The organism is Shinella sp. CPCC 101442, from assembly GCF_024704725.1.
Taxonomy (GTDB): Bacteria; Pseudomonadota; Alphaproteobacteria; order Rhizobiales; family Rhizobiaceae; genus Shinella.
In genome coordinates, this window is sequence record NZ_JALIQS010000007.1 from 1 (window position 1) to 25,675 (window position 25,675).

Consider the following 25,675-nt stretch of genomic DNA (forward strand, 5'->3'; position numbering starts at 1 on the left):
GCGCAGGACGCAAAGCGGGTTAGCTCTAAGGCGCTTTTGAGGCATCCCTTAAAAAGTCCAACTGATTGTCGTCCATTAGAGAGAATTGACGAGTGGCGCCGGCCGCTCGGTAAGCCTCGAGCTGTTGATGTCCCTGCTGACGCGGTGCATCTGCATTTCGCCGTCGAGATGATGGCCGAGGATACCCTTGAGGTTTTCCTTCGGCGTCGATGGATTGAGCCAGCCCTCAAAGACCTCAGGATCGAGGATGATCGGCATGCGCGTGCGTCTGGTTCGCCACCACGTCGCGTAGGGTGGCATATGCTACTTCGGGCGCCCATCCAACTTGGATGATGCTGTCGATGAACTACCTGACAGAAATATCGGTTGCCGAAACTAAAATAAGAAGTGATCGACCTTCAGCGCAAAGGCATCATCGAGATAGATGACGAAATCTGACTTTCCATCGCCATTGGTGTCACCCTCGATTCGCGTGTCCGATACGTTTTTAGTGTAGCGCAACTCTCCCGCCTTGCCAGAGAAAGCCTTCGACCCGACGAAATTGAACTCTTGCGCACCAGACTTCTTCGAATTGGCGTCCCATGCGCTGAGATCGATGCTGTCGGAACTGGAAAAATCAAAGATCGTGTCTGCGGTTACGCGCGTATTACCCGTATCGCCCTTTGCGAAGACGAAGATATCGGCTCCTGAACCACCATAAAGACGATCGATGCCCTTGCCGCCATTGATTACATCGCTGCCGCCGCCGCCATCGATCCTATCCTTACCACTGTAACCCGAAAGTTTGTTGTTGCCGGAATTGCCGACAAGCACGTTGGCAGAGCCGTTACCGGCGCCGCTGATACCTTTGAAACCGATTAGCGTCAAATTTTCCAATGAGCCGGAGAGCGCGTAGGAAACCTCAGAGTAGACGGTATCCACCCCTTCACCGGCCAATTCGGTTATCTTGTCGCCACTGATATCCACGTAATAGCTGTCGTTGCCCTTGCCGCCGATCAGCGTGTCAGCACCACCAAGGCCATCAAGGACGTTGTTTCCGGAATTGCCAGTGATTCTGTTGACAAGGTTGTCACCTGTTCCATCGATGTTCTTACTGCCGGACAGGGTTAAATTCTCAATATTGGCAACGTCGTCAGTAAGCGAAAAGGAAAATGGTACGACGATAAGATCGGTACCTTGTCCTGCCAGTTCCTGCACACGGTCTGCCTTGCTGTCGACGATATAGGTGTCGTTACCAGCGCTACCGATCATGATGTCGGCGCCTCCGCGGCCATCAAGCCGGTTGTTATAAGCATTTCCCCTGATCGTGTTAGCGATATCATTGCCCGTGCCGTTGATGTTCTTGGTACCGATCAAAGTCAGATTTTCTACGTTGTCGGAGAGAACAAAGGACGCTGAAGAGTTGACCAGATCGGTCCCCTCTCTCGCTTTCTCCATCACTTTATCGGCACTACTATCGACAAAATAGGTATCACTTCCTCCGCCGCCGACCAGGATGTCCACACCCCCTTTACCGTCAAGCTGGTTGGCGCTGCTATTTCCGGTGATCTTGTTGTCCTGTTCATTACCAGTGCCCCTCAAACGGGATGTTCCCGTCAGCTTCAGGTTCTGGACGTATTCGGTGAGAGTGTAGGAGATGGAAGCGATGACGAGATCCGTGCCTTCGCCTGCCTTCTCCTGCACGATCGCGTTGAGATTATCGACGAAATAGGTGTCATCACCTTTTCCGCCGATCAGAACATCGGCACCGCCCTCGCCATTGAGCGTATCGTTTCCTCCATAGCCGACCAGATACTCGTTTCCGGAAGTCCCGACGATCTTTTCGGATGTTGCAGAGCCGAAGATTGCCTCCGAAAAATATTTTACGTGAACACTGCTTCGAGGCGTGTCATCCGCCCATGCAACCACCCATCCGCCATCCGCCAGCGAAGTGATCGTGGGCTGTTGTTGGTTGTTATTCCGGACATAATTCACGACAACTTCGGAACCGACCTTATTTCCATCGGAATCGTAGAGCTGCTGGTATATATCAAGCAGGTTCCTTCCCGTGGTGGCATTCCAGGTAACTATCCAGCCTCCATCGTCAAGCGCTGCAATCGACGGCTCAGACTGGTGGCCAACGGTTGACGTGTTGACCAGCTTCTCGCCCCCGGACACACTACCATCGGCCTTGTAGCGCTGCTGATAAACACCGAAATTGCTGCCGTCCTGTCCAAAGGACGCCCAGGTGATCACCCATCCACCGTCGGAGAGCACGGCAACATCGACGTCGTCCTTGGCCCCCGCTGTAAAGCTGTTGACCTTTATCTCGCCCCCGACGCCATTGCCGTTACTTGCATAACGCTGCTGATAGACGCCTGAACCGCTGCCATCCTGCCCGGCGGTAGACCATGTGACGATCCAACCACCATCGGGCAACACCGCGACCGCCGTATCATTCTCCTTGCCGACGGTAGAAGTGTTGACCTTATTTTCCTCACCAACTGCGTTACCATTGCTCCCATAACGCTGTTGGTAGATTCCAAAGCCGCTTTCATCCGGCAGAACGGTGGACCACGTCACAACCCAACCGCCGTCTGTGAAAGCCGTCACGGACGGCCCACTGCGATCTCTAATTGCGCGACTGCTTACGCTAATCTCGTCGCCAATTGCATCGCCATCGGCATTGTAGCGGCGCTGGGAGATCAAATAGCCACTGTCGCTCTCGCTATATGACGACCATGTAACCACCCACCCTCCATCGGAAAGCAGCGCCGTGGAAGGCTCCAATTGGGCATCCGGTATGTAGGTGTTAACTTGGCTTATTTCGCCGACGGGCTCTCCATCTGCATTGAAGCGAAGCTGGTAGATACCGTGGTCGCCGGCGTCCACGGCTCTCCAGTTGACGACCCACCCTCCGTCGGCAAGTCCAGTCACAACCGGTTCTCTTTTAGGGCCGCTTCTTGATTCGTGTAGGACGACTTCGGACCCTGAGTTCACCTGCGAAACCATTATCGCTGCCCTTATTTCGAGAATATTTTACTCGCATAAGTACATCAATTGCGCTTACTCGCAAAGAAAACATCCCTCAATAGATGATGGCGTTCACAACCGCCCCAGTCCCGAGGGGAAACATCGATGGCTGAAAATCGTTCAGCCTGTAACAGCGAGAGCGTTGCGCCTCCTAGGCATCACACCCGCGGAGAAAACGTGCTTTGGGGTGCGAGGCAAATCTCAGAGACCGGCGAGGTTCTCACCGAGTTTGCCCATCAGATACTCCGTTGCGGCATTGGTACTGTCCAATGGCACATGAACGTATTGAATTGGACGAGTACCAACTGGTCTTATCCAGTAAAGGCTTTCAGTAGGACTCCAATGCGCCAACGCATTTTTGCTGTCACTTGCGAAGAAAGCCACCAAAGTAATCGTGTTCGTGCCCGCATCAAATTGGCGGTCGAACCTCAAGCCTTTTTCGGAAAACTGTTTAATCGAAAGCAAGTTGCTTTCGATTTCAGAAAACTGCGCGAGCCCGGGCTGCACATCGAGGCATTCAAGCATCTCTCTATGGCGCTGTTCTGCGTAGGTTTCTTTTGGTTGACTGTCCTCAAATCTCTTATTCCAGTCAGTCAAAGTATCCTCCACCATCGACACCCTCATCCCAACCGAGCGCGATCTATCACGCTATTGCAGCCGCATCACCGTCGAACGGACAAACATCGACAGCACTCCCAACCTAGCGAAAGCCGGTGCGCAATGAATTTCTGCACCGAAATGTGGCCCGGCTACTGCTTGTACATGCACCGGACCACATTCGCGGTCGTGGGCGGGGCTCGCTACGACCACACCCAGAAATTCGCAATCTCTAAAATAGTTCCTTCGAAAGGGCGCGATCATGGTGACACCACAGAAGCAATCGAACCAGTTCGGCCACCATGACTGCGATCCCGCCGTGGTTGAGTATCTCCTCAGCGCTCTCCATCACCCCGTCCTCGTCCGTGCTTTGGACGAAAGTCACCCGGTTGACGTCGAGGCCCGCTTCCGTAAGCGCGGGAGCGAAAAGGTCGTCGTTCACCAGGCACCAGAACACAGGCCCCTTCGTCCGCGCAGCAACCCCTGCGGTAAATGAGGCGGCGGTCGCGCCGTTCACCGTATCGCTTCCACCACCCGCTATTTCGTGGGTAGAGCCAAACGCCAACCCACTGTGGATACGCCTATCAATTTCCGGAACGCCGAAGGGAAGGCGAGGGCGAGTTGAGCGATGGGCGCCAGCGATCGGGTCTATTTTTTCCTGCAGATCGGCTATGGGTGCAGCGTTGGCGCTCATTGGCTTCGTGCCTCAGCATCGTCAGTGTCTAAGGTTGGTCGCCAGCCACGAGTGAACCCCCGACTTATCGCGCTATCTGCCAGTTGAAGCTGCCAGCGTAGATAGGCGCAGTCAGCCAGCAGCGTGGCTACCGCGGCCCGAGCATTGCCCCCGTGCCAGGCGAGAGCTTCGTCGACCTCGTTGCGAGGCTCAGGTGATTCTGCGCGCACGTTCCCGTTCTGCTGTGTTGATGCCAAAGCAGGCACTCGTTTGGTTTCGGAGTGTTCTTATTATGTTCTTGTTGGGAAAACAGTCAAGGAGATCGGGAAAATATTCCTATGGCTTGGCCACCCACGCTTTCCAGAGCAGCGTCACTCTGCTCGGCGAGGATGGACGTACGGCAGGAAGTCCTCGTCGAAGTCTTCATGCGCGAAGTAATCGAGCGCACGCTGTCCCTGCGGTGAATCCAGGTCCTCCGACTTGCCGTCAGGGCCGCCCAGAAGCTGGCCGATAACGTGGTAGGCTTGTTGGATTTTCGCCTCGAGCTCGGCGATGCGTTCTGCGTCGGTCATTGTTGGTGTTCTTCCCTGTGTTCAGATGCGCCGCTTTCCGCCGTGCCAGTCGTTCAGACGCGCGATTTCTTCAAGCCCGAGATCCGCCACAATCCAGGTACGATCACCTTGACTGTCTCGCTTGCCTTCCTTGATGGCGCCCCTGCTGGCCAACTCATTCATAGTAAAATCCGTGGTGCCCGGAATTTCCGCGCTCGTCCTTACGTCGGGATGTTCTACAATATACCGGAGGGCATTCATGCAGCGGGTGTTTAAGCCAAGCTTCGGCTTACGATCATTGCGCTTGTCTCTCGCGGATCGCCAACCCTCAGGGTTCTCTTTACCGTCCTGCAGAGATTGCAATATGTAGCTTTTGTCGACGCCCATGTGGATGTTGTACCACTTCCTTACGAGTGGCACAGGCCGACCGTCATGAAGAGGATCGATTTTGGGAAAGCCGTGGCGCTCAAGCGCTGGGATAACCACCTTCACGTACATCAACGCGCGCTCCTTGCCTACGACCGCGATGGCGATCTCGCGGTCAGTGGCGAACAGCGAGAGTTTGGAGAGGGGATCGGTCACTCCGCCCCCCACATTCGGTTCAAGATTTTCGCGGCCATAGCCGCCTTGTCCTGAGGAAAGAAGCGACCGTAGTGCTTCATGACCGTCTCGGGTGTGTCCTGGATCGCATAGCTGGCCTGCTCATAAGAACCAGTTTTCTTGAGGACGTGGGTGGCCAGCACGTCGCGTACCGAGTGTGGTCCATGAGGCAGAAGACCCGCAATCGCTCCGCGGCCGGTGTAGGGATTGTAGATGCCGTACCTTTGGATCGTTAGGCGCCAAGCCTCATAGAAAGCTGCTTCGTCGTATGCGGCGGATGAGGTGTTGCGCTTAGTCGATTTGACGAAGAAAGTCCCTGGATCGGACGAAAGTCCTAAGAGGCGGGGCCTGTGTCGCTCGATGTAGGCCTCGATGTGAGCGTATAGCTCCGACAGATCGTTGAGAAACAGCCGGAACGGGTTGGAGCTGAAAAAAGATGAACCGGAGTTCTTGAACGCAATAGCAGGAATGAACACCTCCCATTTACCCTCACGGGGATTCCAACGCAGTTCGCCGCACCGCCGTTCGGCAAGGCGCCGCTCCGTGCTCGGAGGCGCGTCTCGATGGCAAATCAATAGCTCTCGGAGGTTTCGCTGACGGAGCCCCAAATGAAGACCCAAGCGCAGCATTAGATAAGACCTTAGGCCCTCGGCAGCGGCCATCGGAAATTTCCTCTCATCTGGTAGTCTGCGCAGGATCTCATCCGTAATCTTCCGATATTCAAGCACCGGGCTTTCGGCTTCGAGTATCGGAAGGATTGGTTCGAACGGGTCGCGGTGCACCCGCAAGACCTGCTGCACCTCGGCAAAACGAACGGCAGCATGTTTTCGGAGCACATTACAGGTTCCTGACCAGTCGTCGCGAGCGGCAGCAATCTCCGCTTCTTCGAGGATTCCCGGAATCGGTTTGAGCCGGTTAGCGAGATCCGGGCGCTGCCGCAGCCAGCCGGTGTCTTCTCGGACCAACTCGAGTGCAGAACTCAACATGTTGCACTCCCACACCGTAAAGAATCCGCGACGGCGCTCGCGCCAGGTAAGATACCAGTCCCAGATTCCGGGAAAAACAAGCAACGCCAGCGTGAGGTCAGCTATCGGCACGCCCGCGCCGCATACTCGCCCTGATGGGAGTGAAGAGAGCGCGCCGAGTAACAGGCCTAGATGCTCGATCTTTTGCCCTGCCGTGAAGTGGCCCCACTTCTTATTGCGCAGTAGGCCCTTGTCCGTTAGCGTGGCTGTCTTAAAGCAAACGAGGTCACGCATTTCTCCAGCCAAAGCCGCTGGCGCAGTACGTCGCCTGCTTCTCTTCCGCGCCGTTCGTCGCTCAAGTGAAGGGAACCTTATTCCAAAGCTCTCGCTGATCGTGTCAGCCTGATATCGCCGATAGTCCGTTGTTCTAGAAATGACGTTTTCGCGAGCCCATCGAATTATCTCTGCCTGTTTTTTTGCAGGTAGCTCGTTGAAGTCGTCGGGGAGATGCCATGCTAGGCGGCGCCTCTCTGCCGGACCTACGGAAAGCCCCGTCTCATGGCCGATGAGCGCTCGCCCTTGATGGGGAAGTTTCATCCTGAGATATCCTTTTTCCAGCCCATAGCGGACTTCAATCCGGCGCAGAATCTTCATGCTGCGAGCGCCGCGAGGAACCTTGCGGTCGCGCAGCCATGTTCGGATAGTTGTCGAGCAAAAGCGATCTTCTGGTATCACGACATGCTTGTGAAGAAAGGAGGCTGTTTCACCGTGGCGCTGCATCTGGAACGCCAACGCCTCCCGAAATGTAGGCGGGTCGTATTGGCTGTCGAAGCGGGCTACAGCGGGTGTCACGGTCGCCAACTCGGCAGCCGCATCACAAGTATGAGTCGGCGTTGGATGCTCGCGAATCCATTTCTCGATCACGAGAAGGCCGACCTGGATGTTTCTGCAGAGGTTGACTGGAAAATCTCCGTCCGCCCCGCAAGCCAACGAAATAGCGCGCCAGTCAGGGCGACCGTACCGTTTTGGCGGAGGTGTTCGAAAAACCAACAGACCAAGCAGATAGCTGGTTATGCTCGCGTACAGATCGGGGCCAGCTATCGGGGCGATACACGCGCCGCAGAAGACGGATATTTGATTCCTGATTTCCCTTGCGTCTGATGCCGGCATCGTTGTCCACCACTTTGCGAGGATTGCCGCCGGCACCAATGCCGACCGCGGTGTCGTGCTCCTCTAAGGTGGTGACCGGCCAGAGCCGGGCGCGGTTGGTGCCAGCGAGGGAAGGCTAACGCGAACGGTCAGAGACCGCAATAGGCGAAATCTGGCTAAGTATTTGACAAAATTGTAAAAATATGGAGTTGGACTGCCGTCGAATGCGTCGTCTACGAGGTCGATGATCTTCATGCCGAGCTAATGGAGATCGACGAAAACCTAGCCCGGTCTGAACTAACGCCTGCCGAAGAGTCCGCATACATCCTGCGACGCAAAGTTGTGTGGGAGGAGATTAATGGTTCCGTTGGTGCGAAAATTTTGCACACCAACGAACTCCGCGCTGACGGCAGACGCAAGGGCGAACAACACCTTAAGCAGTTCGCCGCTGAGATCTCGGAGGTTACGGGTTCCTCTAAACGCGACGTTCAACTCAAGATCGCACGCGCCCGCGAACTCGGTCCCGACATCACCCGCATCGTTGGAACGTCTCTGGATAAAGGCGTCGAGATGGACGCCCTCATAAAGCTCCGACCGTTTCTCCCGCTGACATTATTGCGAGAGCCGAGGCAGGTGACGGACTCGACCAATTACCGCGTGATGCCGACTAAGCCAAACCTCGCAGCGGGCTTACATTATGAATGGGCGTGGGTCTTTTCTTATCAACAGCGTTGACGCGTCCAGATTGTTGAAATCAGCGTAATCGCCGGTTCGATAGATGACCGCATTTGTCAGATTTAGGAAGGCTCTGCGGATCTTGATGTTTTTCCCCGCCAAAGCATCCTTCACTTTTTCGATGTAGCTGACGTAGTCGTCCGGAGCGCACGACATAACCAACTTTGTGTTGAAGTCATTTGTGTCTACACCGTCAAGCAACCCATCCCAGTCCAAATTGCCTGGACCTCCACCGGCATGATGGCCGCGGGCATTGAAGTAGTTATTGGTATTAATGGGCTTATTCCACAGGAGAACGACAGAGCAGCACCCGCCCATGACTCCGGTAATTATCGCCTCCTCTCCAGCCTGAAGCGTTACAATTATAGCCTTATCCCTCGGGCTTTGAGTGAGTTGCGCCATTTTCGTTTTTTTTGCCATTTCGGTCCTCGCAACAAAAGTAATATCCAGTGGCAATATCATCTGGCGCTCTGCCGCCGCCGATCCGACCTGAACGCCCCCTGTAACTCACGGCATCCTCGCACCGCATCTTGCGGTTGTCGAGCTAGGTGTCGCCGGTTTCGAAGGCAGCTGAACGCAATTTTGCACCGAGCGAAGTTACCGAGTGAAGTTAAGGGGATGGCGGTGGTGCGGAGGATTATTGCGCGGGGCTTGTGCTAGCGAGGTGCTAATCAGGCGCGGCTATTCCCATCCGCTTCATTCTCTCCAGCCTGGCTTCCCGCTTCTTTCGCATCTCCTCCTTCCGCTCAGGCGTCCAAAATGCCGGATCCTTTATCTTGTGGCTGATCCGCTTAGACTTGGGCAGGTTGGGAGGCGAGACCGGGTCGTATACTGCGGGGAGTGTTTTGGTCGGCGGCGCAATTGGGCGAAGCTCATTCCGAAAGACGGCTCCAATGGCTTTGGCGAGTTTGGATGTGTGATCGAGTTCCACCGTTTGCACCACGATAAACCAGGCATACGCCTCGTCACCGTTACTCTCGTTGATGTATCGGACGAAGTGGCGACCGACAACCTCTTCGATCGCAAGGCCATCGCTCTCGTCATTGTTGCACAGGTCTAGGGTAATTCGATCACCAAGGTTCGGCACCACACCTTTGAGGGCAGACAGAGGAATCGTGTCGATGTGCTGGTACCCGCCGTTCGATACCGGGCAGAGGACATAGACCTCCTCAAGGGCCTGCTCTTCCACCTTACTCCTGCCGATCCCGTAGGCGCACGCCGGCGCCGCCACTAGTGGTTTCTCCATCGGCTAGGAAAATCACTTTATCCTCAAGGGCGGCCCGAAGCGCATCAAGCGTGGATTGCTTTGCATCGGCGCCATTTTCAATCCGCGTGATCGTGTTGGCCGTCACACCCGCCAACTCGGCAAGTTCGCGAACGCCGAGTCCCACGGCAGCACGAGCCATCTTAAGCTGAATAGCCTTCATTTCGGTACCCTGTACAAATGCGTATTGACACGGAACCAGAATCGGCTATTGTGTCGGTACAGTGTACAAACACACTTCGACAAACGCAACACGAGGAGCCAACGATGACCGCCACGTCACCCAGATTAAGACCTTTCCGCTTCGCAGAAGGTCAACCAGTCCTGCTCGGAGGAGATCTGCCTGCGGTTATCCGCGGCAGATTAAGAACCTACGCAGGGCAGGCGCTTTATCAGATTGAACTGACCGGCGAGGCCGCCGGTCGCCCCTTCCGGACTGTGATGGAGGATGGGCTTGTCGAAGTCACTCAGCGGCCGACGCAAGCGCGCAATTACCGCGCTGCTGTTCTATCTCCAAGAAGGCCGATGCTGCTACTGCCGCAAGTTCCTGCGGTTAAGCTATGCGCCGCTTTATAGAAGCCGGCATAACGCAGCCACGCTTGAGCACCTGCGCCGCCGCGCTGATGGCGGCCGACACTCGCTCGATAATCTCGCTCTAGCTTGTAAATCCTGCAACGACGGGCGAGGGGTGATCGATTGGCTCACCTATGACAGCTGGATCCGAAACGAATTTTGAGTTTGCCGCTGACGCGCCGTAGGAGGCTGCACGCGGTCTTTTATTCGAATGCTCGTGCCACGGGGTGGTATCCGCGGCGCCTTCCTCGTGAGGGGATAGGGTGGGCTGTGTTCGCCTCGTAGCCCACCCGAGCAAAAGTCACCACGAGGCCCGCACTGACCACCCGCTCCAACACCGCGGAGCGCGGGCCGTTTCCACACCTCTATTCAGTCGCTCAGCAGCACCACGATTTCAGCTAAAAGCACATCGAGCGAATTTGACGAGTCCACCTGCGTGATTGTCGGTAGAGCTTCCTTTTTTCTAATCTGTGAATGAAGGTGCAGGTCTGCGATGTTCCGGGCCGTGGTATCCAGATGCTTCAGTTCGCGCTTCAGTGTGGCTCCGCCGTAGTTATTGGCGACCTCCGAGAAAGTCATCTTGCCAAAAATTGGCGGCACATGGTCCACGATTGCTCGCGTAAGCATCGCCATCGAAAGATAGCTCTCTGTCGCAAATGCTAGGTTGAGTTCTTCACAAAGGCGTATCAGCCTAGCTAGATCGAAGTTAGAAGATTTTATAGCACGAAGGGACTCGATACGCGTAGGATCCACGATCGCCCGAGATGTAACCGCCAACTTAACTTCTCGACGCCCGATTTCAGCGCCCTGCGCATTTACGGCTTCCGGTACCGACAATCGTCTAACCTGTGCGTTTACCGGAAGGTGTGCCAGCCATCGGAGGTGCTTGTCCAGATTGAACTCAGCATGTTCGCGGACGGTCGTCGATGGAAATCCAAGCGGGTCGCCAATGTCAATCGACGGCATTGCGGCCCACTCTGCCGCGAAACCTGAGTCAGGACATGTACACGCGATCCAATCGGCTACTCGAGCTTTCCATCCTGCAGCCTTCATACCCACTTCAAGAGGTGTGCCGAACTTCACGTGGGTCTTAAGTTCAGCGCCGAGGCGCGATAACTCGTCTAATCCCTTCATTGCTAGTCCTGACGCAAGTTCAACCGGCGAAAAACATCTTGGCCATCTCGTAGACAGCAAACAGGCCTCCCGCCAATTTCAGCCAAAACCCTGCGGTAAGGGAATCCGCCGCTCTTTTGCCTAGCTGACTGGCAAAATTCTCCGCGAACGTCTCACCGTGCCTCTGGCAAAAGTCCATTAGTTTCTGGCCGGTCGTGCGAAGTTGGTTGGCTGCATGAAGACCCGCTTGCCGGTTCGCGATCAACCGTTCTCTCGGCTGCCTAAGAACAGCCATAGCTTCCCGAATGCGCTCATTCTCCTCTTCGCCATACGGCGGAAGCCCAATTTCTTCGGGAGGGCCATTTCCGCCAATCATTGGAGAAGGAAGTTGAATATCCTTGAGGAGATCGGCTACCTCGTCTAGCGCAACTTGAAGCTGCTCATAGGAATCATCGTCATCCGGAATAATTCGGTCTTCGTGAGGCGCCCAATCAACTGCCATCGCCTCCAGCTCGTCGATTATCTCTTCGAGAAGGTCTGAAGGGATTTCGAAGAAATGGTCATCGAGCACCTCGCGCACATCATGAGGGCCTCCCCAAATCCAGTGGTATCCACCCTCGGCGCTGTCGTGTGGGGTGCTGTGTGCCGGGTCCTCGAAGTTCTCAAGAAACCAGTCTTTGACCCTTTCCCTGATGTCGTCTTCGGAGTCCTCATCGACGTCGATGAAAGGCGTGGTAGTTACCGGACCCAACTTCAACCCACTCAAGTCTCACCTCTTTAGCCGGCAGTATGCGCATAAAAAGAAAAAGGCCGGCATTCGCGCCGGCCCGTTCCGTTACTTCTTTCTCGTGCCCTTGGTCTCATCCTGACGAAGGACAGAGGCGGCAAGCGTCTTCACCTGGGATGCAGTTGGCTTTTGACCACCTAGCACCTTGCCGGCAATGGACGACGCCCTATTTCCAGTTTGAGCTTTTGCCATTCGGCTTACTCCGGGCCTTGATTAAAGGAACCTCGGGGACTATCACCAGCGTGCAACCGTCTGCCGATAGACTCGGCCTGTCCGACGGCCAGGCCACGACCAATCGAGCAAACACGAAGAGGCGACACCGCAAGGTGACGCCTCTTTTTGTACTGTCTAATAAAGGGACGCAAGCATCGCGCGTGAAATTCGCGCAGTAATCCACAGGTAATATAGCACGGCGTTTTCGGGTTATCCACACAGGATCGCAGAATTTCTACGCTTCAGTGGAAAGCGGGGAAAACTACTATTGATACTTGACAGATGTTTCTTGCCGCCGGGGCACCCAACATCCTCCCGCACACCGCATCCCGTATCGGCGCGCGCTACAAGCGCGCGTGCGAGAAGTCTCGCGCTGCACTCTATCGAATGGCACCGGTGGCTGTCGCGCGTGAGGCGTTTGTGTCCGCCTGCCTCGAAGCGGGGTTACCTGTCGAGGCTTTGGCGCCAAGTTGGCAGCAAGGACCGTCGTCGCCGCCTCGCATGAGTGCCTGAACATGCTCGCCGCTCGTCTATTGGGGCGGGCGGCGCCCTTTGGGAACGAAGTTCAGTTCGCCGCGTTCGTCTCTTGATCAAAACAGGAGAGCGTCATGAATCGCATAATCTATATCGTTGGACTGGTCGTTGTCGTCCTGGTGATTTTGTCGTTCCTCGGTCTCCGCTGATTTCGTGAGGTGAGCAATGATTACGCGATTCATTCTCGGCGGCGGTGCGCTGATCCTGTTACCTTTTGCAGCGTTTGCCGATGAAGCCAAAGTCACGTCTGACACAAGCTCGCTCCAGGCCTCAGAGATACTCTCCTCAGTCGAAAGGCGCCCTGACTTTGCGCGAATCTCCGGGATGTCGTGGAACGATAAGGGCTACTACGAGATCGAGTACCGTACGCGTGACAAGGCGAAGGTCGAGATCAATATTGATGCGAAGAGCGGCCAACCGGTCGACCAAGAGTAGGGGCATAAAATGAACGATCCACGCGAAAGGCGCATCACAGCGCGAGCCTTCGATCTCTGGCAGGCTGAAGGGTGACTAGAGGGGCGAAGCCTCAGCCATTGGCTGCAGGGGGAGAAAGAGGTCGACGAAGAGATCTACGAGGAATCGCGGAAAGGCAAAATCGAGTCGGTCGCACTTGCCGGCGCTGCGAACCCGCGTTGAGGTTTGACTCCAATAGGAGCCAACCGCGGCAGCCGAAAACTACGTTAGGAATGAAATTAGGAGCCGGTTCAATCAAGAACCGACTCCTAAAACAATATCAGCATGTTAGCTGAAGAAACTGGCTCCCCGGGCCGGATTCGAACCGGCGACCTGTCGATTAACAGTCGAATGCTCTACCGCTGAGCTACCAGGGATCATCCGCTTGCTGCTAGTTTCTAGCTGCTCGCTGCGGAGTGAGCGCGTAATACAAATGCTGGATCGATTTGCCAAGCGCTTTTTGACAAAAAAATGCATCAGACTTGATTGATTGTGGAGAAGTCTCCAACTGGGAGAGAGATGATGCCTGGAAAACCGGGCTTTTCAGCGAAAAGAGCGGTGGATGACAGCGAAAAAAAACAGCATGCATTTTGGTATCGATCCCCGCACCAGGGAGGTCGTCATCGGTTCTTTTCGCTTCAAGCTGCCGGAATCGCGCTGGTTGCGCACGCTGATCGGGGTGCTCCTGGTCTTCGGCGGTCTTCTCGGCTTCCTGCCGGTGCTCGGATTCTGGATGGTGCCGCTTGGCCTTCTCGTGCTTTCGCACGATTCCCACTTCGTGCGGCGCCAGCGCCGCCGCCTCGCCGTTTGGTGGGCGACCCGCAAGGCGCGCCGCAACGCCCGCTGATCGTTCCTTGCGTCATTTCCGCTGACCTGATTTAACCCGATGGCTATCGGAAGAGGGGAAGCCTATGGAATTGCTGGTGAAAGGCGCCGTGGTCGGTTTTGGCGCAACGGTGCTGATGGATGTGTGGGCTGTCTTGCTGTGGAAAGCCTTCCGCCAGTCGCGGCCGAACTGGGCGCCGGTCGGTCGCTGGGTCTGGCATCTGAAGAACGGCACCGTCTTCCATGACGATATCGCCGCCGCCGAGCCCCATGCGCAGGAGCAGGCGCTTGGCTGGATCTTCCACTACGTGGTCGGCATTCTCTATGGCGTCATTCTGGCGGTGTTTGTCGGCACATCGTGGTTTGCCGCACCGACCTTTCTGCCGGCCTGGATACTCGGCATCGTGACCGTCGGTGCGGGGTGGTTCCTGCTTCAGCCGGGGCTTGGGATTGGCGTTGCGGCCTCGAAGCTGCCGAACGCCAATACGGTGCGCGTCCTCAATCTGGTGTCGCACACCATCTTTGCGCTGGGGCTCTACGGAACGGCGCTTCTCATTCGCTGACAGGAAACACGCCACCGCCGCGAGCCGGCGGTGGCGTTTTGTTTTAGCGTGCGGCGGCGACGCCGAGAATGAGGCCCGTGGCGACGCTCATCAGAAGGTAGGAATTGTCCACCTTCACCCATTGCTGACCGCGGGCGGGCTTGCGCAGGCCGTAGCGATGGTAGTCGCGCACGGCCGGCCGGCCTTTCCAATTGGAATAGCGCTCGCCCTTGCGCCAGCTATGGCGCGTCGTGACCTCCTTCTTCTTTACGACGTAGGAATGGCCGGGCTTGCGGTCTTGGCGGTGCTGCTGCTGGGCCTGCGCCATCGGTACGACGGCAAAGGAGAGAGCGACGGCCGTCAGAAGAGTGCGGGTGAAGAGTTTCATCGGTTGGTTCCTCGTTGTTGATACGAGAAGCCTAGGACCGCATCGATGAACCAAAACTGAACGATATGATTACGATTTTGTAATGAAAATAATGGCTTAAATAGAGCGGTACGCTATAGAGGTAAGCTGGCAAGGCCCAGACGGGCCTGTCGCCTCAGTGGGTGGAGGGAATGTCTTCTTCCTCCAGGAAGGAGTGGATGCCGTCCCGCGCCACGGTGGCCAGGAACTCGTCGAAGGCCTCCCGGTCGGTTGCAAAGGGGGCATCCCATTCAAAAAGGTCCTCGTTCTGCGTCACCACCTCCAGCCGCCAATCCTGCTGGGTGCCGGCCGGCCGGTAGATATCCACGAGAACGGTGACGTCATCCTCCGTAAATTCGCCGGAGAGTTCGGAATGCTCGAGTTGAGGTTTCTTCGCCATGGGTGATTCCGTTTGATTTGTGTTCGGCATATGCGCACAGCAGCACGCGTCTGCAAGAGCCTGCGTTGTCAGGCAGGATCAATTTCCGCGAATGCGAATGCAGGCGTCCCGCCATTGCACCAGCTTCGCCCCGTCGCCCTTTTGCGGCGCAAGCGCGAAGGTCCTGTCGCCGATGGCGATCGTCGCTCCCTCGCTGTTGTCTTTCGACAGCGTGTCGAGCATAGGCGCGGTATCGTAGGTACCCAGACTGAGCATCCACCCACCGTCCATCTCGTTTGCATCGACATGGATCATGGAAATCGGCAGGTCTATGCTCTTTCCTCCGGCCGAAAGCGCCACCTTGGCGTAGGCAAGACCTGCGGAAGCCTTGATCAGGTCGATCGCCATCGGCTCCACTGGACCCGTGATGATGCTGATCTGCAGCGGCGGGCTCCGGGCGGGATCGCAGGAGAGGCTGTAGGCGGCGCATTCCGAGACCTCTTCTCCAGTGCAGGGACTGAAGGTGAGGTGGGCGGCCGGCTGTTCCTCGTTCTCATACATATAGGCGTAGAACTCCTCGCTTCGCGCCGACGTGAGGCCGAGGGAGAACACAGCAAGGATACTGGCAAGAAGCGATGCGAACCTCATGAGACCCTCTTGTCGATGTCGAGCCGAATCGTCGCAGCCGGTGTGATGGCCGGCGGTTTGCTGCGGCCCTGCGCACCCGCGCCAGCAAAGTATCAGAGCTTGGCGAGCATTTGTCGACGGTCTTTTGACTGAGGGCAGGCAATGCACCGCAAGCACGCCGAAAGAACGCCGCCGACGGGCAACAACGGCCTGCCGAACGAGGCAAGGACGATGCGGAACGCACAAGGCAACGGAAGCCCGTCAGGGCTGGTAACTTTTTGATTTCACTGATGAAGAAGTTGGAGGCCTCGCCGAGAATCGAACTCGGGTGCAAGGATTTGCAGTCCTCTGCGTCACCACTCCGCCACGAGGCCATCCGTTGTGGTGACGGGCGTTTAGAACGAATCTCAGGAGCGCGCAATACCCTTCATTCTCAAGCGGCTCCTTTTTTATCGGGAATGTCTGTTCCTTTCTTTTTTCGAGAGATTCTTGTCGCTGGCATCGAAACGAGGCCTCCTGGCTCAGGGCTCCAACTGCCCTGTGTCTTTCGTGCGCCAGCAGCGCCCGGGCATTTTTTGTACAGTATGGCAACTCCTCTATCGCGCTTCTGCTGGAGGTACAGCGGTCTTTCCTTGTCCAGATTCCGTGAAAATATCCCCGCTCTTTGCTGCGCGCCTATCATGAGATGTCCGCTCAGAATGGGTGCGGAAAGGCAGGTTGGTTGGCGGCAAACTGGATTGTACCGGTGGCCCTTGGAAGGAGAAATCAGCCGACCACTGCGATGCAGATGCAGCCGGCAATCGTGTCGGCCGAGGCGATCTTGTGTCGCCACTTAAGCAGAAAACTCGAAAAGGACTTCACAATGACAGGTATTATGCAGCGCATCCAAGGTACGGTCCAGAGCCTCAACGGGATCTCTTTGAGCACAGGTGTGATCATTCCCATCAATCCAAAGGCGGTGATGGTCGAACTGACATTTCAGGATATCAGCGTATCGCCTGCTGCCGGGGCAGGGTGGGGCCTGAGGTTGGAGGCGAGTTCCACCATTGAGACGACCGGCTACCAGGCCGGTCACTCGAAGATGACATCGTCGGCGCAGAGCGTTTCGCAAAGCGGGACCTGGTTCGTCCTTTGCGGAAACGAGTCGTCGGGCGACAGCTTCTACGGATATTCCCGTCTGTCTCTGGCCAATACCAGCAACAACAGGTGGTTTTGCGAGAGCATGCTGTTCGAATGCTCCGGTCAGGATATCCAGAGGCTCTCGGCGGGAACGAAGAGCGTCGCGTCGCAACTGACCGGCATCCAGATTTGGGGCGGTGGTGCGGCCGGAACCTTTGTTGGCGGCTCGGTTACGCCCGTGGTCTACGTCATCGACTGACGGATACACAAGAGGGGTCTCAAGTAGTCTTTTGAGTGGCCCTTTCGAAGACGGCGGCGCGCCCGTGAGGCGCGCCGTATCATGTTATTGCGCCGGTGCGCCTTCCAGGCCGACAAGGGCGATCTTGGCGTAACCCGCGCCGCGCAGGAGGTTCATGACATCCATGACGCTGCCATAGTCGACGGCCTTGTCCGCGCGCAGCAGGATGCGTGTATCCTTGTTGCCTTCCGTCACGGCATCGAGTTCCGGACCGAAAGTGTCGCGGCCGATCTCGCCGTTGCCGATCGAGACCGTAAGGTCCTTTTTCAGCGTCATGAAGACCGGCTTGTCCTCGCGCGGTGTCGGCTGGGCGACGGAGGAGGGCAGGTCGACATTGATGTCGACGGTTGCAAGCGGTGCGGCCACCATGAAGATGATGAGCAGAACCAGCATGACGTCGATGAACGGCGTCACATTGATCTCGCTGTTTTCCTCCAGGTCGTCTCCGCCGCCTTCCTTGATCTTGCTGGCCATGACGTCACCCGAGCTTCACAACGGAGCCGGCGGCCCGCTCGCCACGCTGGGCGGCGGGGTGACGGACGGCGCGGCGTACGTCTAGGTCGCGGCTGGCGAGGCGTTCGATGGCGGCCGAGGCGTCGGCAAGATTCTGGCGGTAGCCGGTGATGGCGCGGGCGAGGAAATTGTAGATCACCACGGCCGGAATGGCCGCGACCAGGCCGATGGCGGTGGCGAGCAGCGCTTCGGCGATACCGGGCGCCACGATGGCAAGGTTGGTCGTCTGCGCCTTCGAGATGCCGATGAAGGAGTTCATGATACCCCAGACGGTCCCGAACAGACCGACGAACGGCGCCGTGGAGCCGATAGTGGCCAGGAGGCCCGTCCCCTTGGCGATGCGGCGGCCGCCATGCACTTCCATGCGGCCGAGGCGCGAGGCGATGCGCTCCTTCACGCCACCATCGGAGACGTGGTCGAGCACAGCCTCAGAGGCTTCCATCTCTTCGCGGGCGGCGCGCGTCATGCGGGCGACGAGCCCGCGGTTGCGGCCGAGCGCCTGTTCGCCATCCTCAAGGCCGCGGGCGGCCACAAGGCGACGCACGGCGCGGCTGGCAGACCGCTGCGCAGCGCCGAGTTCGGCGAGCTTGACCAGAAGCACCGTCCAGGTGACGACGGAAGCGAAGGCAAGACCGATCATCACGCCCTTCACGACGATATCGGCCGCCATGAACATGCCCCAGGGGGAAAGATCGTGCGGCAGGCCGGCCTGGCGTGCACCGGCGGCATCATCGACCGCGTCGAGTTCCGTCGCGTCGTCGACAGCCATGACATCGGTCTCGGTCGCCGCTGCCGGGCTGGCCGACGTATCGGCATCGCCTTCGGTCGCGGTCGGGCGCGATGTCGTTTCGGTCGTTGTCGTGCCCGCGCCCGTTGCGGTGCCCGTAGACTGCGCCTGCGTGGATTGGCTCTGCGTGGATTGGCCTGTATCCGGCTGGGCGTCCGTCTGGACCGTGGGTGTCTCCTGGGTCTGCGCCGAAACGGCGTAGGGCGCGGCAAGCGCCATCAGGATCATCGCGAAGTGCAGTCGAGACCGTTTCAGCACGGCGTATTCCTCTTGTATGTCTTACTTTTAAACGGAGCCCGTTCGAGCGAAAGGGCGTCGGTGCGGCCGCAAGCGCGGCCTTAAAACCTGACTGTCCAATACGACATTATGCCCCGGACAGGCAATAATATGTTGAGTAATTTATTCATGATAACGCGGGCAGGCTGCGGGCCATCCTGCAAAGGCCGCTGAGGAGGGCGGTTTTTGCGCGCAAACCGTTCGCACCTATGGACACCCGGCCCGAAACCGCACTAAGAGAATTGCGACGCATCCGGCAGCGGGCCGGGCCTTCGCGCCGGTCCTCGCCGTTTTACTCAAGGGCTAGAGATGATTGACTACAAAGCAGCGCGCACGAAGATGGTGGACAACCAGATCCGTACGACGGACGTGACGTCGCACGAGGTGCTTGACGCCTTCCTGACCGTCGCGCGCGAAGAGTTCGTGCCCGCGGCGGTAAAGCCGCTCGCCTATATCGACACCGATATCCAGCTGGTGCCCGGCCGCTTCCTCATGGAGCCGTCGCCGCTCGCCAAGCTGATCCAGCTCGCCGAGATCGCCAGCACCGATATCGTTCTCGAAGTCGGCTGCGGCACCGGTTATGCCTCAGCGGTCCTGTCGCGCCTGGGCAGCTCGGTCGTCGCGCTCGAAAGCGACGCGGAGCTTGCCGCGACGGCGACGGAAACGCTTTCCCGCCTCGGTTATGACAATGTCGCCGTCGTCTCGGGCGATCTTGAGGCCGGTTACGCTGCGGAAGCGCCCTATGACGTGATCTTCGTGCACGGCGCCGTCGAGTTCGTTCCGGCAGCACTTTTCGCGCAGCTGCGCGATGGTGGCCGCCTGATCGTGGTCGAAGGCTATGGCAATGCCTCGCAGGCACGCATCTACATCAAGGAAAGCGGCCATGTTGCCGAGCGCAACGTGTTCAACACCGCCGTCAAGCCGCTGCCGGGCTTCCGCAGGGCAAAAGAATTCGTCTTCTAATACGGTGTAGTCCGATTGATGGAGGAAAGGCCCGCTTTTGTTGCGCTTTGGCAACGGGCCTTTCCTATTGTCGCTGCCGGACCTGATGGGACTGGCGCGATCCCTGTTTCCCAAGCAACTTAAAGCCACTATCGCAAGCGGTGCGGGAACCGTCGGGAACGGATGCCACATCGCCGAAAGGCGTGTGCGGCTTTTCGCGGGTCAAAGTGTATCAAAGGGCGGCTCTCTGTGGCGGGTCGATCCAGGATCGGAGTTTTGTACTGTGTCCATTCTTCGTCGAACCGCCCTTGCTTTTGCGTTTGCTTCCGCCGCGTTCGTCCTGCCACAGGGCGTCTGCGCCGAAACGCTGGCCGGCGCGATGGCCAAGGCCTACGAGAACAATCCGGATCTCAACGCTGCCCGCGCGGCGCTGCGCGCCATCGACGAGAACGTGACCATTGCGAAGGCCGGCTATCGGCCGCGTATCAACGCGGTGTCGGAATACGAGGTCACCGGCACCAAACTGGACAAGCGCCCGGTCTTCGGCAACCGCAAGACAAAGCAGCTTACTTCCACCCACGGCATCACCGTCACGCAGCAGATTTTCGATGGCTTCCAGACGTTGAACCGCGTGAAAGCGGCGGAACTGAATGTTCTGGCAAGTCGTGAGCAGTTGCGCGCCAACGAGATCTCCATCTTGCTGGCGGCTGTCGAATCTTACACCAATATCGCCCGGGATCAGCAGGTCGTCTCGATCCGCAAGCAGAACCTCGCCTTCCTGCGCGAGCAGCTCAACGCCGCCAACGCGCGCCTTGATGTCGGGGAAGGTACGCGGACGGACGTCAGCCTCGCCGAAGCCGAACTTGCTGCCGCCAAGGCGCTGTTGACGGCGGCCGTCTCCCAGCTCAAGCAGAGCGAGGCGGCCTATGTGCAGATCGTCGGCGTCGCTCCGTCCGGTATCAAGCAGCCCGCTGCGGCAAAGAAGGCCATGCCGGCCTCGCTCGATGCCGCAGTCGCGATGGGCTATCAGGAAAACCCGAACATCCTTTCGGCCATGCGTAGCGTCGATGCGGCCGGCTACAATGTGCGGGTGGCCGAAGGCACGATGCTGCCGGGTGTCTCGCTGCAAGGCGATCTTTACAAGTCCGTGAACAACGATGCCGGCCCGGCCGACAATCTGACCGGTGCGCTCTCGGCCCGTGTCGTCGTGCCGATCTATCAGGGCGGCGCCGAATACGGTCAGATTCGCCAGGCCAAGGAACAGCTCGGCCAGCGCCAGATCCTCGTCGATTCCGCCCGCATGGAAGTCCAGCGCACCATCGTTTCGGCCCACGCCCAGTATGAGGCGTCGGTCGCTGCCATTTCGGCGATCCGCCAGCAGATCGAGGCCGCCAACATGGCGCTGAACGGCGTGGTCGAAGAGCGCAATGTCGGCCAGCGCACGACGCTCGACGTGCTGAACGCGCAGCAGAACGTGCTCGACGCGAAGGAAAGCCTTGTCGCCTCACAGCGCGACGCCGTTGTCGCCAGCTATTCGCTGATTGCGGCCATGGGCGCGCTTACGGTGCACAGCCAGGGGCTGGAGGTCGCGGAATACCGCGCCGAGCGCCATTACGAGAAGGTCAAGGACAAGTGGTTCGGCCTTCGCACGGTCGACAGCAACTGAGCGGCCGCGGCCCTGCCCTTGGCAGGGTAAACAAATCTGTGCATCACTCTTAACACATGATTCGCGACGATTTAGTTCGCCGCTGAACTCGCCTAGGGTTTTCGGGATGTCCGGCAGGCCTTGCATGCCATGCCGCGGACGCCGCAGAGAACGGGGATAGAAATGGCTCAGCCAAGTGTAGCGCGTGAACCGTCCATGGATGAAATCCTGGCGTCCATCCGCAAGATCATCGAGAACAACGAAGCTCAGCCGGACCTCGCCGCCGATGCGCAGGACGATGACGGCTTCGATATCTCGACGGAAAGGGATGCCAGCCTTCTCGACCATCCCTCCGTTGTGGAACACTTCCACGTCGAGGAAACCCGGTCCGCCCCCGTGCATGCCGTTGCGCGCGCCGAACCTCTGCAGGGCGGCCAGCCGGCACTGTCGCTGGCCGATGTCGCCGCGCGCGTCCGCGCCGCTTCCGAGCGCCATGTCGCCGCCAACCGTGGCGAGCCGATGGAACGCGATTCGTTCTCGGTGGAGCCGATGCAGCCGGTCGTTGCGCGCGAGGACAATCCATTGGTGACGGCGCGCGTTGCCGCCACGGCGAGCCGTTTTGCGCCGGTGAACGAGACTGTCGAGCCGGTGGAGGCCGTCGCGCCCCGAATGGCACCGGTGCAGAGCACCGTTGCCGAGACGATCGAAGATAGCCCTGTCGGCCGCGAGATCGCTTCCCTCGTGTCGCCTGCCGTCAGCGAACGCGTCGCGCAGTCCTTCGGCGCGCTGGCGGAAGCCGTCGATGCCGGCCCGCGCCGTTCCTTCGACGAGATCGCCGAAGACATGCTGCGCCCGATGCTGCAGGAATGGCTCGACGACAACCTGCCGACGCTCGTCGAACGGCTGGTGCGCGAAGAGATCGAGCGGGTGGCGCGCGGCCCGCGCCGCTGACCGACGCCGCCATTTTCGAAAAGATGGTTTAAGCCGCGCCGGGGCCACCCGGTGCGGCTTTTCTTCTGATATTGTTGACTCCATGCCGCTCATCCGGTTTACAAAACCCAACCGATAAACAGCAGGCCACGCACGAAAATGCTTGAAAAAACCTATGATTCCGCAGCGGTCGAGCCGCGCATCGCCAAAACGTGGGAAGATGAGGATGCTTTCCGCGCGGGCGAGGGCGCAAAGCCTGGCGCCGAGACCTTCACCATCGTGATCCCGCCGCCGAACGTAACGGGCTCGCTGCATATGGGCCATGCGCTCAACAACACGCTGCAGGACATCATGGTCCGCTTCGAGCGCATGCGCGGCAAGGACGTGCTTTGGCAGCCGGGCATGGATCATGCCGGCATCGCCACCCAGATGGTCGTCGAGCGCAAGCTCGCCGCCGAAAAGCTGCCGAGCCGCCGCGAGATGGGCCGGGAGGCCTTCATCGAGAAGGTCTGGGAGTGGAAGGCGGAATCGGGCGGGCTGATCTTCAATCAGCTGAAGCGCCTCGGCGCCTCCTGCGACTGGTCGCGCGAACGCTTCACCATGGACGAGGGGCTCTCCGAAGCCGTGCTCGAAGTTTTCGTCTCCCTCTACAAGGAAGGCCTGATCTATCGCGGCAAGCGTCTCGTCAACTGGGACCCGAAGTTTGAAACGGCGATTTCCGATCTCGAAGTCGAGAACAAGGAAGCCGACGGCCATATGTGGCACTTCAAGTACCCGCTTGCCGACGGGGCCACCTATACCTATGTCGAGAAGGATGCCGACGGCAACGTCGTCTTCCAGGAAGAACGCGACTACATCTCGATTGCCACCACGCGTCCGGAAACGATGCTGGGCGACGGCGCGGTTGCCGTTCATCCGACGGATGAGCGCTATGCGCCGATCGTTGGCAAGCTCTGCGAAATCCCTGTTGGTCCCAAGGAACACCGCCGCCTGATCCCGATCATCACCGACGAATATCCGGAAAAGGATTTTGGTTCGGGTGCGGTCAAGATCACCGGCGCGCACGACTTCAACGACTATCAGGTCGCCAAGCGCAACAACATTCCGCTCTACCGCCTGATGGACACGCAGGCCGCGATGCGCGCCGATGGCGAGCCCTATGCGTTCTACGCTGCGCAGGCGCTGGAGATCGCGAAGTCCGGCCATGTTCCCAACGAGGCCGAAGTCGACGACATCAACCTCGTTCCCGACGAATATCGCGGCCTCGATCGATACGAAGCCCGCAAGCGCATCGTCGATGCGATCAATGCCGAGGGCCTAGCCGTCACCGTCAAGGACGCCGAAGGCAACGACATTCCCTATGTCGAGAACAAGAAGGTCATGCAGCCCTTCGGCGACCGCTCCGGTGTCGTCATCGAGCCGATGCTGACCGACCAGTGGTTTGCCGACGCCAAGACGCTGGCCAAGCCCGCCATCGCCTCCGTCCGCGAGGGCCGCACCAACTTCGTCCCGAAAAACTGGGAAAAGACCTATTTCGAATGGATGGAAAACATCGAGCCGTGGTGCATCTCGCGCCAGCTGTGGTGGGGACACCAGATCCCGGCCTGGTACGGTCCTGATGGCCAGGTCTTCGTCGAGAAGACCGAGGAGGAGGCGTTGCACGCCGCCATTCAGCACTATATCGCCCATGAAGGCCCGTGGAAGGCCTGGGTCGAGGAGAAGCTGGAGAATTTTGCGCCGGGTGACATCCTCACACGCGACGAGGACGTGCTCGACACCTGGTTCTCCTCCGCGCTCTGGCCGTTCTCGACGCTTGGCTGGCCGGAAAAGACGCCGGAACTGGCAAAATACTACCAGACCGACGTGCTGGTCACCGGCTTCGACATCATCTTCTTCTGGGTCGCCCGCATGATGATGATGGGCCTGCACCTGATGAAGGACGAACTCGGCAATCCGATCGAGCCATTCCACACCGTCTACGTCCACGCCCTGGTGCGCGACAAGAGCGGGCAGAAGATGTCGAAGTCGAAGGGCAACGTCATCGATCCGCTCGAACTGATCGATGAATACGGTGCGGACGCGTTGCGCTTCACGCTCGCCATCATGGCCGCGCAGGGCCGCGACGTGAAGCTCGACCCGGCCCGCATCGCCGGCTACCGTAATTTCGGCACCAAGCTCTGGAACGCCACGCGCTTTGCCGAGATGAACGGCGTTGCCTCCGATCCGAAGTTCGTACCTGAAACGGCCTCGCTGACGATCAATCGCTGGATCCTGACCGAACTCGCCCGCACGGCGCGCGACGTCACGGAGGCGATCGAGACCTATCGCTTCAACGATGCGGCAAGCACGCTCTACCGCTTCATCTGGAACCAGTTTTGCGACTGGTATCTGGAGCTGCTCAAGCCGGTCTTCTCCGGCGAGGACGAGGCCGCAAAGGCGGAATCGCAGGCCTGCGCGGCCTATGTTCTGGAAGAGACCTACAAGCTCCTCCATCCCTTCATGCCCTTCATGACGGAAGAGCTGTGGGCGCACACCGCGGGCGAGGGCCAGAAACGCGACAGCCTGATCTGCCATGCCGAATGGCCCGCACCCGCTTATGGCGACGACGCCGCAGCCGACGAAATCAACTGGCTGATCGATCTCGTTTCGGGCATTCGCTCGGTCCGCGCCGAGATGAACGTGCCGCCGAGCGCCACCGCACCGCTCATCGTGGTCGGTGCGAATGCGCTGACCCAGAAGCGGCTAACCACGCACGACTCGGCGATCCGTCGCCTGGCGCGCGTCTCCGAGATCGGCCTCGAGGATGCGGCACCCAAGGGCGCAGCACAGATCGTCGTCGGCGAGGCGACCGCCTGCCTGCCGCTTGGCAACCTGATCGATCTCGGCGCCGAAAAGGCGCGCCTTGAAAAGGCAATCGAGAAGGCGAAGGCGGAAGCAGGCCGTATCCAGGGCAAGCTCTCGAACGAAAAGTTCGTCGCCAATGCAAAGCCAGAGGTGGTGGAAGCCGAACGCGAGCGCTTCGCGGAACTCGAGCAGCAACTCGCGAGCCTTGCCGTTGCACTGACAAGGGTCAGCGAAGCCGGCTGATTCCACGCATTGCGTGTGAAGAGACAAGGAAAACCGCGCCGGTGCCCCCGGCGCGGTTTTTTATTCGGTGGCGGGCTGCA

General features: G+C 58.5%; 29 protein-coding genes and 2 tRNA genes. 12 read left to right on the forward strand and 19 right to left on the reverse strand.

Annotation, left to right across the window (positions count from 1 at the left end; genetic code table 11):
* Positions 1 to 75: 75 nt before the first annotated feature.
* From MUO32_RS22345 to MUO32_RS29330, 7 genes are all read right to left on the reverse strand, one after another.
* Positions 76 to 300, reverse strand: a complete 225-nt coding sequence (locus tag MUO32_RS22345; protein WP_257950598.1) for an SOS response-associated peptidase — start codon at positions 298 to 300, stop codon at positions 76 to 78.
* Between the two features lie 75 nt (positions 301 to 375).
* Entirely contained in the window at positions 376 to 2,871 is a 2,496-nt protein-coding gene (locus MUO32_RS22355) for a calcium-binding protein (protein WP_308311328.1), read from the reverse strand.
* A 342-nt stretch (positions 2,872 to 3,213) separates the two neighbouring features.
* Positions 3,214 to 3,624 (reverse strand): hypothetical protein, encoded by a 411-nt coding sequence (locus MUO32_RS22360; RefSeq protein ID WP_257950599.1) that lies wholly within the window; start codon positions 3,622 to 3,624, stop codon positions 3,214 to 3,216.
* A 217-nt stretch (positions 3,625 to 3,841) separates the two neighbouring features.
* Positions 3,842 to 4,303 (reverse strand): ImuA family protein, encoded by a 462-nt coding sequence (locus MUO32_RS22365; RefSeq protein WP_257950600.1) that lies wholly within the window; start codon positions 4,301 to 4,303, stop codon positions 3,842 to 3,844.
* Positions 4,304 to 4,653: 350 nt separating this feature from the next.
* A complete protein-coding gene (locus tag MUO32_RS22375; RefSeq protein ID WP_257950601.1) occupies positions 4,654 to 4,854 on the reverse strand; it encodes a hypothetical protein in 201 nt (66 codons plus the stop codon).
* Positions 4,855 to 4,875: 21 nt separating this feature from the next.
* Positions 4,876 to 5,415 (reverse strand): hypothetical protein, encoded by a 540-nt coding sequence (locus MUO32_RS22380; RefSeq protein ID WP_257950602.1) that lies wholly within the window; start codon positions 5,413 to 5,415, stop codon positions 4,876 to 4,878.
* Positions 5,412 to 6,692, reverse strand: a complete 1,281-nt coding sequence (locus MUO32_RS29330; protein WP_308311329.1) for a hypothetical protein — start codon at positions 6,690 to 6,692, stop codon at positions 5,412 to 5,414. Before MUO32_RS29330 ends, MUO32_RS22380 begins: the two co-directional genes overlap by 4 nt.
* 264 nt (positions 6,693 to 6,956) lie before the next feature.
* Between MUO32_RS29330 and MUO32_RS29335 the strand changes: the two genes are divergently transcribed.
* Positions 6,957 to 7,559, forward strand: a complete 603-nt coding sequence (locus MUO32_RS29335) for a hypothetical protein (protein ID WP_308311330.1) — start codon at positions 6,957 to 6,959, stop codon at positions 7,557 to 7,559.
* Positions 7,560 to 7,811: 252 nt separating this feature from the next.
* Positions 7,812 to 8,282 carry a hypothetical protein gene (locus MUO32_RS22390; protein ID WP_257950604.1) on the forward strand — a complete coding sequence of 157 codons (471 nt, stop codon included), beginning with the start codon at positions 7,812 to 7,814 and terminating at the stop codon, positions 8,280 to 8,282.
* Here MUO32_RS22390 and MUO32_RS22395 read toward each other — a convergent pair.
* The 3 genes from MUO32_RS22395 to MUO32_RS22405 form a co-directional block, all read right to left on the reverse strand.
* On the reverse strand, positions 8,238 to 8,744 hold the full coding sequence (locus MUO32_RS22395; protein ID WP_257950605.1) for a hypothetical protein: 507 nt from the start codon (positions 8,742 to 8,744) through the stop codon (positions 8,238 to 8,240). The genes MUO32_RS22390 and MUO32_RS22395 overlap by 45 nt on opposite strands.
* A gap of 205 nt (positions 8,745 to 8,949) precedes the next feature.
* Complete coding sequence (locus MUO32_RS22400; protein WP_257950606.1) at positions 8,950 to 9,471, reverse strand: hypothetical protein; 522 nt, start codon at positions 9,469 to 9,471, stop codon at positions 8,950 to 8,952.
* A 1-nt stretch (position 9,472) separates the two neighbouring features.
* A complete protein-coding gene (locus tag MUO32_RS22405; protein ID WP_257950607.1) occupies positions 9,473 to 9,709 on the reverse strand; it encodes a helix-turn-helix domain-containing protein in 237 nt (78 codons plus the stop codon).
* Positions 9,710 to 10,000: 291 nt separating this feature from the next.
* Here MUO32_RS22405 and MUO32_RS22410 point away from each other — a divergent pair, with 291 nt between their 5' ends.
* Complete coding sequence (locus tag MUO32_RS22410; RefSeq protein ID WP_257950608.1) at positions 10,001 to 10,282, forward strand: HNH endonuclease; 282 nt, start codon at positions 10,001 to 10,003, stop codon at positions 10,280 to 10,282.
* A 206-nt stretch (positions 10,283 to 10,488) separates the two neighbouring features.
* On the opposite strand, the gene MUO32_RS22415 is transcribed toward MUO32_RS22410, so the two are convergent.
* Together MUO32_RS22415 and MUO32_RS22420 are read right to left on the reverse strand one after the other, a co-directional pair.
* Positions 10,489 to 11,253 carry a hypothetical protein gene (locus MUO32_RS22415; protein WP_257950609.1) on the reverse strand — a complete coding sequence of 255 codons (765 nt, stop codon included), beginning with the start codon at positions 11,251 to 11,253 and terminating at the stop codon, positions 10,489 to 10,491.
* Between the two features lie 19 nt (positions 11,254 to 11,272).
* Positions 11,273 to 11,998, reverse strand: a complete 726-nt coding sequence (locus tag MUO32_RS22420; protein ID WP_257950610.1) for a hypothetical protein — start codon at positions 11,996 to 11,998, stop codon at positions 11,273 to 11,275.
* A gap of 621 nt (positions 11,999 to 12,619) precedes the next feature.
* Here MUO32_RS22420 and MUO32_RS22425 point away from each other — a divergent pair.
* Both MUO32_RS22425 and MUO32_RS22430 read left to right on the forward strand, forming a co-directional pair.
* Entirely contained in the window at positions 12,620 to 12,745 is a 126-nt protein-coding gene (locus tag MUO32_RS22425; RefSeq protein ID WP_374708710.1) for a hypothetical protein, read from the forward strand.
* Between the two features lie 186 nt (positions 12,746 to 12,931).
* A complete protein-coding gene (locus MUO32_RS22430; protein ID WP_257950611.1) occupies positions 12,932 to 13,201 on the forward strand; it encodes a PepSY domain-containing protein in 270 nt (89 codons plus the stop codon).
* Between the two features lie 320 nt (positions 13,202 to 13,521).
* On the opposite strand, the gene MUO32_RS22435 is transcribed toward MUO32_RS22430, so the two are convergent.
* A tRNA-Asn gene (locus MUO32_RS22435) sits at positions 13,522 to 13,596 on the reverse strand.
* Positions 13,597 to 13,781: 185 nt separating this feature from the next.
* On the opposite strand from MUO32_RS22435, the gene MUO32_RS22440 reads away from it, so the two are divergent.
* Both MUO32_RS22440 and MUO32_RS22445 read left to right on the forward strand, forming a co-directional pair.
* A complete protein-coding gene (locus MUO32_RS22440; protein WP_257950612.1) occupies positions 13,782 to 14,066 on the forward strand; it encodes a hypothetical protein in 285 nt (94 codons plus the stop codon).
* Positions 14,067 to 14,130: 64 nt separating this feature from the next.
* Complete coding sequence (locus tag MUO32_RS22445) at positions 14,131 to 14,607, forward strand: DUF2938 domain-containing protein (RefSeq protein WP_257950613.1); 477 nt, start codon at positions 14,131 to 14,133, stop codon at positions 14,605 to 14,607.
* Positions 14,608 to 14,650: 43 nt separating this feature from the next.
* Here the strand turns inward: MUO32_RS22445 and MUO32_RS22450 are convergent, their stop codons facing one another.
* The 4 genes from MUO32_RS22450 to MUO32_RS22465 form a co-directional block, all read right to left on the reverse strand.
* The gene (locus MUO32_RS22450; protein WP_257950614.1) at positions 14,651 to 14,974 is read right to left on the reverse strand and encodes an RcnB family protein; all 324 of its coding nucleotides are present in this window, start codon (positions 14,972 to 14,974) and stop codon (positions 14,651 to 14,653) included.
* 154 nt (positions 14,975 to 15,128) lie between these two features.
* A complete protein-coding gene (locus tag MUO32_RS22455; protein ID WP_257950615.1) occupies positions 15,129 to 15,392 on the reverse strand; it encodes a hypothetical protein in 264 nt (87 codons plus the stop codon).
* Positions 15,393 to 15,470: 78 nt separating this feature from the next.
* Positions 15,471 to 16,019, reverse strand: coding sequence for a hypothetical protein (locus tag MUO32_RS22460; protein ID WP_257950616.1), 549 nt, complete (start codon positions 16,017 to 16,019; stop codon positions 15,471 to 15,473).
* 279 nt (positions 16,020 to 16,298) lie between these two features.
* Positions 16,299 to 16,372, reverse strand: a tRNA-Cys gene (locus tag MUO32_RS22465).
* Between the two features lie 347 nt (positions 16,373 to 16,719).
* Between MUO32_RS22465 and MUO32_RS22470 the strand changes: the two genes are divergently transcribed.
* Positions 16,720 to 17,376 carry a hypothetical protein gene (locus MUO32_RS22470; RefSeq protein WP_257950617.1) on the forward strand — a complete coding sequence of 219 codons (657 nt, stop codon included), beginning with the start codon at positions 16,720 to 16,722 and terminating at the stop codon, positions 17,374 to 17,376.
* Between the two features lie 84 nt (positions 17,377 to 17,460).
* Here MUO32_RS22470 and exbD read toward each other — a convergent pair whose 3' ends face one another.
* Together exbD and exbB are read right to left on the reverse strand one after the other, a co-directional pair.
* Complete coding sequence (exbD, locus tag MUO32_RS22475; protein ID WP_257950618.1) at positions 17,461 to 17,889, reverse strand: TonB system transport protein ExbD; 429 nt, start codon at positions 17,887 to 17,889, stop codon at positions 17,461 to 17,463.
* 4 nt (positions 17,890 to 17,893) lie between these two features.
* Complete coding sequence (gene exbB / locus MUO32_RS22480) at positions 17,894 to 18,973, reverse strand: tonB-system energizer ExbB (protein WP_257950619.1); 1,080 nt, start codon at positions 18,971 to 18,973, stop codon at positions 17,894 to 17,896.
* Positions 18,974 to 19,303: 330 nt separating this feature from the next.
* Here exbB and MUO32_RS22485 point away from each other — a divergent pair, with 330 nt between their 5' ends.
* The 4 genes from MUO32_RS22485 to MUO32_RS22500 all read left to right on the forward strand — a co-directional run bounded on the left by MUO32_RS22485 (position 19,304) and on the right by MUO32_RS22500 (position 25,595).
* Positions 19,304 to 19,954 (forward strand): protein-L-isoaspartate O-methyltransferase, encoded by a 651-nt coding sequence (locus MUO32_RS22485; protein ID WP_257950801.1) that lies wholly within the window; start codon positions 19,304 to 19,306, stop codon positions 19,952 to 19,954.
* 262 nt (positions 19,955 to 20,216) lie between these two features.
* The gene (locus MUO32_RS22490; RefSeq protein WP_257950620.1) at positions 20,217 to 21,599 is read left to right on the forward strand and encodes a TolC family outer membrane protein; all 1,383 of its coding nucleotides are present in this window, start codon (positions 20,217 to 20,219) and stop codon (positions 21,597 to 21,599) included.
* A gap of 162 nt (positions 21,600 to 21,761) precedes the next feature.
* Positions 21,762 to 22,529 (forward strand): PopZ family protein, encoded by a 768-nt coding sequence (locus MUO32_RS22495; protein WP_257950621.1) that lies wholly within the window; start codon positions 21,762 to 21,764, stop codon positions 22,527 to 22,529.
* Between the two features lie 138 nt (positions 22,530 to 22,667).
* A complete protein-coding gene (locus tag MUO32_RS22500) occupies positions 22,668 to 25,595 on the forward strand; it encodes a valine--tRNA ligase (RefSeq protein ID WP_257950622.1) in 2,928 nt (975 codons plus the stop codon).
* Positions 25,596 to 25,675 lie beyond the last annotated feature (80 nt).